Source organism: Flavobacterium cellulosilyticum (assembly GCF_004349355.1).
Lineage (GTDB): Bacteria > Bacteroidota > Bacteroidia > Flavobacteriales > Flavobacteriaceae > Flavobacterium > Flavobacterium cellulosilyticum.
The window spans coordinates 1-9,036 of sequence record NZ_SMFK01000030.1 but is presented as its reverse complement, the minus strand read 5'-3'; the positions used below and the strand labels follow the sequence as shown (position 1 = coordinate 9,036).

Sequence of the window (9,036 nt, the reverse complement as noted above, 5' to 3'; positions counted from 1 at the left end):
GGTCAAGTGACATGAGAGCTTGTTCTATTTCGCCTGTCTCAATACGTTGTCCCCTTATTTTAACTTGCTGATCTACTCTTCCAAGACATTCAATTTCATTATTTGGAAGTAGTTTTCCTAAATCACCTGTGCGATAAAGTACGTCATTTTCTTTATTAGAAAATCCATTCTTAATAAATTTTTCAACAGAAAGATCGGGTCTTTTCCAATACCCTTTTCCGACTCCATCTCCTCCTATTGCAATTTCGCCAATACTTCCTGGAGRCACAAGATTWCCTTGTTCATTAATGATGTATAATTGTGTATTTGCAATTGGAACACCTATTGTAATTAATGTATCCTCTGCTTTAATTTGTTTTTTGGAAGAATATATAGTAGTTTCTGTAGGCCCATACATGTTCCATAGTTCATCGCATCTATTTATGAGATCTTTTGCAAGATTAATAGGCAATGCTTCTCCACAGCAAAATAACTTTAAAGGTAATGGATTTGACCAGCCCGCATCTAAAAGCATTTGATATGTGGTAGGTGTGGCTTGAAGAAATGTAATTTTTTCTTTTTCTAGCATCTCAAGTAATAGCCTACCATCTCTTGCTGTAWMGTGGTCAGCTAGAATTAATGTGGCACCTTTAATAAGTGGTAAATATAATTCTAAACCAGCTATATCGAAAGAAATAGTTGTAATAGACAGGAGTCTGTCTGTTTCTTTTATACCTGGTTCAATRGCAACTGTACTAAGGAGATTAACCAAGTTTTTGTGAGWAATAGGAACTCCTTTTGGTTTACCAGTAGAACCGGATGTGTACAATAGATATACGATACTTTCAGGATCGACTCTGTTTTGAAGCTTTGTTGCAGGATATTGATTTAATGCAGTCATAGCATCTTCTATTAAAATGCTATTAGACCATTTCGGCAAGGCATTTAACAGAGTATTACTAGTTAGCAAAAATTTAGCTTCTGAGTCTTCCAACATAAATTCTAATCGCGCTAAAGGATATTCATGATCTAAAGGAAGATATGCAGCACCACACTGCATAATTGCTAATAATGAAATCACCAGTTCTGGGCATCGTGGTATAGAAACAGCGATAAAATCACCCGGTAATACACCTTGAGCTTTCAAATAATGAGCCATTTGGTTAGTCTGCTCTTGAAGATCTTCATAAGAAATAACTTTGTCATTAAAACCCAAAGCTATATTCTTTGGGGTTTTCTGAGCTTGTAATGCGATTAAATCATGAAGAGCTACATTTGAATAGTTAGTTGAGGTTGCATTTAATTCATTGTATGCACTTGTATAATCCTGATATGAAATTTGTTCTATTGTTTTTAATGGGTCTTCAACAATCTTTTGCAATATTTGCTCAAAAGACAACATCATTTTCTTAATTGTATCAGGTTTGAATAGGGTAGTATTATAGGACCATTCAAAAACTAAGTTTTTTTCGCTACCACAGACATTAAGAAAAATTTCAAAAGTTTCGAAAGCTTTTGGATTGTTTATTAATTTATAGCTAAGGTTAGAAAATTTTACACCATCAATCATACCCAATTCTATATTAAAAATAACTGGTACTAAAGGTATTCTGGAAGGATTACGAGCAATATTAAGTTTCTGTAAAAGGTGACCAAAACTAATCTTTTGATGTGAATAGTCATCTAATAGTTCTGATTTACGTACTTTTAAATAGTTCAGAAAACTAATATTCGGTGAAGGTTTACTTCTCAATGGAAGCAAATTGACACAATGACCTATTAAATTATTCATGCCAGTTGGCACTTGTCCAGCAGATGGGAGTCCAACTGCGATATCATCTTGACCTGTTTGTTGAAATAAAAATACTTCAAAACTAGTTAACATGGTTGTTACAAAACTAGCGCCAACACCTAATCCTATTTTTTTTATGCTTGTCAATAGACTTGAATCTAGTGTAAAATCTAAGCGTTGGCTTTTATAGGTTCTCAGCGACGCTCTAGGATTGTCTGTAGGTAAATTTAATATAGGTATGGAATTTTTATACATATCCATCCAATATTTTTCTGTTTCTTTATTTTCTTCACTATTCGAAAATAATTTTTCTTCATTTGCATAGGTACTGAAAGGAATCGATTCCGCTAATTCAGGTATTTTATTTTCAACATATGCTGAATAAAGTATACCTAATTCTTGTAGCATAATTCCAATAGACCAACCGTCACAAATAATATGATGCACGGTTATTATTAAACGATACTTAGTATCTGTAAACTTAAGTAAACAAAATTTAATTAAAGGTCCATGAACTAGGTCAAAGGAAAAATGAACTTCATCTTTAACATATCGATCCAAAGCAGTATTTTTTTCAGATTCATCTAGATTGGAAAAATCGTATTGGGCAAGTACTATTGACAGTTTTTTAAAAATGGACATATAAATACCATCTGTACTAAAAGTAGCACGAAGAGACTCATGTCGTTCAACCAATTTTTGAATTGCCTCCTCTATTGCATTTAAATCCATTAAACCATCAAATTCCATTGTGAAAGATAAATTATATGCTCTAGCAGCATCTTTACCTCCAAGGTAGCAATCAATCCAGATTTCAGATTGAGCTTTGGTAGTATATACAACGTAATCTATTTCTGGACCTGCAAAAGGATCAAAATTGATTTTTAGTTTTGGCAAATTGAATAGCTCTGACATATTCTAAAGATTAATTAGTTGTTTTCTTATTTTATTTATTCAAAACTTAAATGCTATAAATTATAATTTTCTATTAGCAACACAATTAAATTAAAATTAAACACGTTTTATAAAAGCGATACAGCTAACATTACATTGAATCAATTTATTTTTGGATGTTTAATAAAATAAATTCTAAGTATATACTTATAAATTTATTTTAAGATATTCACCATTTTTATTGGGATCTGCGATAAACCATGCAGGATTACCATCTTGATCTCTACCTAATTTTGATCCTTCTACTGGTGGTTTATTAATAATTGCAGAATTATTTATTTCAGATTGTTGCAAAGTTTCTTTAATAGTCACATTCTGTTGTGTTGTATTATTTGTTTTTAGAAGCTCTATTTGATTAACTAATAGTTGAATTTGTATCTCCATCAATTCTATATCAGAGTTTTTTTGATTATTTGTCTGAGAAAGGCAGGGAATTAAAACATCCGAATGTATTGCTTCAGTATTGTAAACTGGTTGTAATGGAACAGTGTTGTTGTATTCCTCTTTTGGAAGATTTTGATCAAGGTATTCTGCTAAAATGTAAGGAGAGTTACATTCTTCGTTGAGTTGACGAAAAGTTACTGGTAATTTAAAATCTTTCTTCAACTTAATTGCTAATTGTGTAAGTGTCAATGAGTCTAATCCAAGGTCAAGAAAACTATGAGAATTTGCATTATTTGGATATTCTATTCCTGATATTTGGCTTACAATCGAAGATATTTTGCTAAGGATTTTATTTTTTCTCATAGGATTATTTTCTATAAAATTACTATTCGAATTTTGTTTTAAAATAATATTTGAGGTTGAATTTTGTATTTCAAAACTAGGTGGGTTTATCCAGCAATATTTACGATCGAAAACATAGCTTGGTAAGGTTACTTTTTGTCTAATTTCATTCCAATAAAAGGCATTCCAATCAGGCTCTATTCCTCTAAGCCATAATTCACCTAAGGTATTTAAGATAGCATTATATTCAATTTCTTGATTTTTAGGCAAAGGTAAACTGGCAAACGCAGAAATTATTTTCCCTACTCCTTGTTGTTTTGTCGAAGTAGTTAAAGTTTGTCCTGGTCCAACTTCTAAGAAAATAATGTCTTCTAATTTTAATAAAGTATCTGCAGCACTTGCGAATCTAGCTGTATTTCGTAAATGGTTTGTCCAGTATTTAGGATTTATAGCTTCATCATCTGTAAGCCATGTTCCAGTTACTGTAGAAACAATAGGTAAATTAGGTTTATTAAGTTGAATTTTATTCACTTCTGCTTCAAAGGTGTCCAAAATTGGATTTATCATTTTAGAAGGTAAATCACTTACCAAACCGCAACTTATAGAAATTAAATGCAGCACTTCATTTAAATTAAATACTCCAGCTAAATGAGCAGCAACAAATTCTCCAATACTAAGTCCGCAGTAAGCAGTTGGTTTAATACCCCAACTCAACCAAAGCTCTGATAATGCGTATTCAGTTACAAATAAGGCAGGTTCTAAAAAATGAGCATCATTCAATTTTGCCTCCGATTCAGGAGTCACTATATTAGGATATAAAATATCACGAATATCAAATTTTAGTTCGTCTAATAAAAATTCGGCACATTTATCTATTGCTTCTTTATAAACAATTTCGTTTTTATAAAGATTCATCCCCATTTGAGAAAATTGAGATCCTTGACCTGGGAAAAGGAAAACAAGTTCGCTAGGAGCTACTTTTAATATTGCGTTTTTAATGTTTTTATTTTCAATACTATGTAATTCTTTACTTGCTTCAATATTGCTGTTTGATAAAAGGAAACTTCTATGTGTAAAACTATCACGTGTTTTATTTAAGGAATAGGCTACATCTGCTAAGTTAACTGAAGGCATAGAATTAAGAAAATTGCCTAATTTAGTTTGATATCCTGTCAAACTGTTTTCTGATTTGGCAGACCACATCAATAATTGGAGCGGTCGACTTGCACTAGAAAATTTTTGTTTCATTGGATATTCTTCTACAACAAGATGTACATTAGTTCCTCCAACTCCAAAAGAACTTACACCTGCTCTTAACGGGCTTTCCGATTCCCAATTGCGCAGTGTTTGATTTACAAAAAAAGGACTTTTTTCAAAATCGATTACAGCATTTGGTTTTTTAAAACCTAAAGAGGGTGGAATAAGCTTATGATTCATAGCTAGGATTGTTTTAATTAATCCTGCTACTCCTGAGGCTGCTGTTAGATGCCCAATATTACTTTTTATTGAGCCTATGGCGCAATATCCATTTATTTGCTGATTGCCAAATGCCATTTTAAGGCCTTCTATTTCAATAGTATCACCAAGAAGTGTCGCTGTACCTTGCGTTTCAACATAACTAATTGAATTTGGTGAAATTTGTGCGTCTTGTATAGCTTTGCAAATTGCTGCTGCTTGACCTTCGCTACTTGGAGCGGTAAAACTCCCTTTATTGCCCCCGTCATTGCTAATACCTACACCTTTTATAATTCCGTAGATAGTATCACCTTCTTTTTGTGCAGCTTCTAAACTTTTTAGAAGGACAACACCAGCTCCGTCACTATAAACGGTTCCTTTTCCTTCAGCATCAAAAGGGCGACTGTGACCGTCAGGACTTAACATGGATCCTTCTTGATAAAGATGTCCGCTAAAAATGGGAGCCGTAACACTAGATCCACCAGCCAGTGCAATATCGCAATGGCCATTTCTAATTGCTTCTACTGCTTCTGCTATAGCTAAAAGGGAAGTGGAACAAGCAGAATGAATACTTACGGCAGGACCTTTTAAATTCAAATGATAAGCAGTTCTTGAAGATATATAATCTTTCTCATTTACCGTTTCTGCTTGAAGATATCCAACGAGATCTAATATTTCTTTGTTAGGAAGTATATTCTTATTATAGTAGGAATTAGTTCCAGTTCCAGCATAAACACCAATACTACCGTCATAGTGAATTGGTAAATGTCCGGTTTTTTCCAGAGCTTCCCATGCAATTTCTAAAAACAAACGTTGCTGTGGATCCATTGCTTCTGCAAGCTTTGGATTTATGCCAAAAAATGAGGCGTCAAAAGTATTTGCATTTGGTATAATACCACGTGCAGCCACATAAAGCGGATCAATTCGTATGTCTTCTGGAATATAAGGATCTAGTTCTTCAGCCTTGAAAAAAGTAATCGTTTCTTTTCCTTCTTTTAAAACTTCCCATAATTCATCTACAGATTGTGCTCCAGGAAACCTTCCTGCCATTCCTACTATCGCAACATGTCCAGATGTATTAGATTTAGTAACTTTTTTATAGGTTTTTTTAGTTTCAATATTCTTATTAGGTTCTAAATAATCAGAGATTTCAGAAATTTTAGGGAATTGATAAAGTTTCGTTACAGGTAATTTATAGTTGTACTCTTTCAATAAAATTGCTACGAATTTTTGAGCTAATAATGAAGTTCCTCCTAATTCAAAAAAGTTGTCATCAATTCCAATTTTGGGTATAAGTAACAAATCAACCAAAGCTTTAGAGATGTTTTTTTGAATTTCAGTGGTCGCTTTTTTATAAAGCGGTGCCGAACTAGGTCTGCTATATTCAGGTGCGGGTAAAGCTTTTTTGTCTATTTTACCACTTGATGTTTTGGGAAAATCCTTAACTAATACAAAATAGGAAGGAACCATATAATCGGGCAGTATGGTTGCTACTTTATTACGAACGTCAGCTACATCTATTTGTTCTTGGTTTGGTTGAATGTAAGCTGCTAATTGAGTTTGTCCTAAATGATTTGAAGCTAGTACAACTGTTTGGTGTATGCCATTTAAAGAGTTAATGGCTAATTCTACTTCAGCCAGTTCTATTCTGTGCCCACTTATTTTAACTTGATCATCTTGACGACCAAGAAATTCGATAGTACCATCTGCCAAATATTTAGCTAGATCTCCTGAACGATAAACACGAATAGTATTGCCTTCAGGTGATTTCCAATCAAGAAAATTTTCATTGGTTAATTGTTTATTGTTCAAATAACCTTCTGCTAGACATTCTCCGGCTATATACAATTCTCCAATCTCTCCATCATCCAAAATTTCTTGATTTTGGTTTAGTATGAGTATGGAAGTGTTGCTAATAGGTTTGCCAATGGAGGGCAATGTTGGCCAGTTAGCAGGATTACCATCTAGTTTTAATTCGGTTACTACATGACATTCTGTAGGCCCATATTGATTGTAGAGAACACAATCGCTTAATTTGGTAAAAAAGTCATTTATTATAGGAGTGATTTTAAGTTGTTCACCAGCTGTCATTATTTCTTTAAGTGAGTAGGGAAATACGTCTGTACTTAAAGCGGCTTCTGCTAAAGCTTGGAGCGCTACAAAAGGTAAAAATAGTCTATTAACTTGTTGATTTTTTATATAATTTATAAGAGCAACCATATCAAGTCTTAAAAATTCGTCAATTAGTACAAGAGTGCCTCCAGTAGTTAATGTCGCCATAATTTCTTGAAAAGAAACATCAAAAGTTAAAGGGGCAAATTGTAAAGTACGTGTTCCGTTTTTACTTGTTGAGTTTTTGTTTTGCCAATTAATAAGATTTATAATCGCTCCTTGACCCATGCAAACACCTTTTGGCTCTCCGGTCGAGCCAGAAGTATATAATATGTATGCAGCATTTTCGGACATTGAGTCCTGTTTACATTCAATTGGTAATTGGGGATTATTGTTTTTTAATAATAAAAGCCCCAGAGATACCACAGTAGCTTCATCTTCTTTATTGGAAAGGCAGAAGGTCAGATTGGAATTTTTTATGATATTTTGTATACGACTTTTTGGGTATCGAAAATCGATTGGGAGATAAGCTTTACCAGCTTTCAAAATTGCTAACATGAAAATAATTTGATCTATACCTCGTGTAGTAGATAGTCCAATTATTTTCTCGTTTTTTGCATATTTTAAAAGAGTAAGGTGTACTTTAGAAACCTCTTCCTCTAATTGCTTGTATGTAAGGGATGTATTTTGCGATAATAGACAACATTCATCTGGATAAAGACTTGCAGCTTTATCAAAAAGGAAATAAATATTATTTTGTTCCTTCATTTTTTCTATCAATTAAGTTGTACAAATATTAATTTTAAAAACGATATTTAAATCCTAATATAACAGTTCATTAATGTTTTAAGAATGTGTATTATTAAGACTCTTTAAATTTGTAAAATCAACAATTAAATATTTAAATGTCTTTCATCTAAAATATCTTGAAGCATTCGAGCTAATACTTTGTCATTTGGTGGCTCTACGATACCTAAATGATCACCAGGAATATTATGAATCGTAATGCCCTTTAATACCGCCCTTTTCCATCCCAAATGTGTAGGATCTAATTTGTAATGATCATCATCTTTTGATCGAAATAAATCTACATTAAAGTCTTGCGGTTTAAGATGGTAGCGATTAACAATTACATTAACCATACGATCAGCTTCTACAAATTGTTCATGTGCTATAGCTTCTTGTTCAGTCATTGTGTTGTTATGACCAAAATGCTGTTTTAATATATACTCTTTTTTGGCGTTATAACGCTTTTTAAAAGCTTTCCAACTCATAAGCATTTCCATTAAAAAATCTAATCTTCTACAAGTGCGATCATAATATCTAACAAGTTTTTTTTGTTGATACGATGAATAATAATAAGAAGAATCAACATAGGAGTCGAGTACTGCAGTTAAGCTAACTGTTTTTCCTTGTTCCTTTAATTGACGCGTCATTTCAAAGGCAACGATACCACCAAAAGAAAAGCCAGCTAATGCATAGGGACCTTTCGGATTTATTTTTGTAATTGCCTCTATATAATGAGCTGCCATTGCTTCTATAGATTCATACCAGTTTTCATAACCTTTTGATCCATTACCTTGAATACCGTAAACAGGTTGATCTTCATCAAAGTATTTGATCACATTTACAAAATTTAAGATATTAAGTCCTGCTCCATGAACCATAAAAAGAGGGGTTTTATTCCCTTTAGGTTTAATAGGAATTAAGCAATCAGAGGATATTTTGCTATCAATGTTTAGTAGTTTGGCAAATTCAAATACAGTAGAATGTTGAAATAATGCAGAAAGAGGAATCCGTTTACCCGTTTTTTTCTCAATCTTAAACATGACATTCACAGCCTTTATTGAATGACCACCCAATTCAAAGAAGTTACTAAAAATATCAATCTGCTCAATGTTTAAGCTTTCTTTCCAAATATCAGCTACTAACTTCTCTGCTTCTGTGCGAGGAGCGGTATATTCTTGTTTAGTACTATTCTTGTTGTTGGATTTATATTCTAATAATGCCTTACGGTC

At 32.8% G+C, this 9,036-nt stretch carries 3 protein-coding genes; all 3 read right to left on the bottom strand.

Features of this window, described 5'->3' with window-relative positions; genetic code table 11:
* Window positions 1-2,686, bottom strand: a 2,686-nt coding sequence (locus E0F76_RS19125; RefSeq protein ID WP_132010131.1) for a non-ribosomal peptide synthetase, incomplete at its 3' end; no start/stop codon positions are given.
* 186 nt (window positions 2,687-2,872) lie between these two features.
* The gene (locus tag E0F76_RS19120; protein ID WP_132010128.1) at window positions 2,873-7,786 is read right to left on the bottom strand and encodes a polyketide synthase; all 4,914 of its coding nucleotides are present in this window, start codon (window positions 7,784-7,786) and stop codon (window positions 2,873-2,875) included.
* Window positions 7,787-7,911: 125 nt separating this feature from the next.
* A partial coding sequence (locus E0F76_RS19115; protein ID WP_132010125.1) for a thioesterase domain-containing protein occupies window positions 7,912-9,036 on the bottom strand: 1,125 nt, incomplete at its 5' end.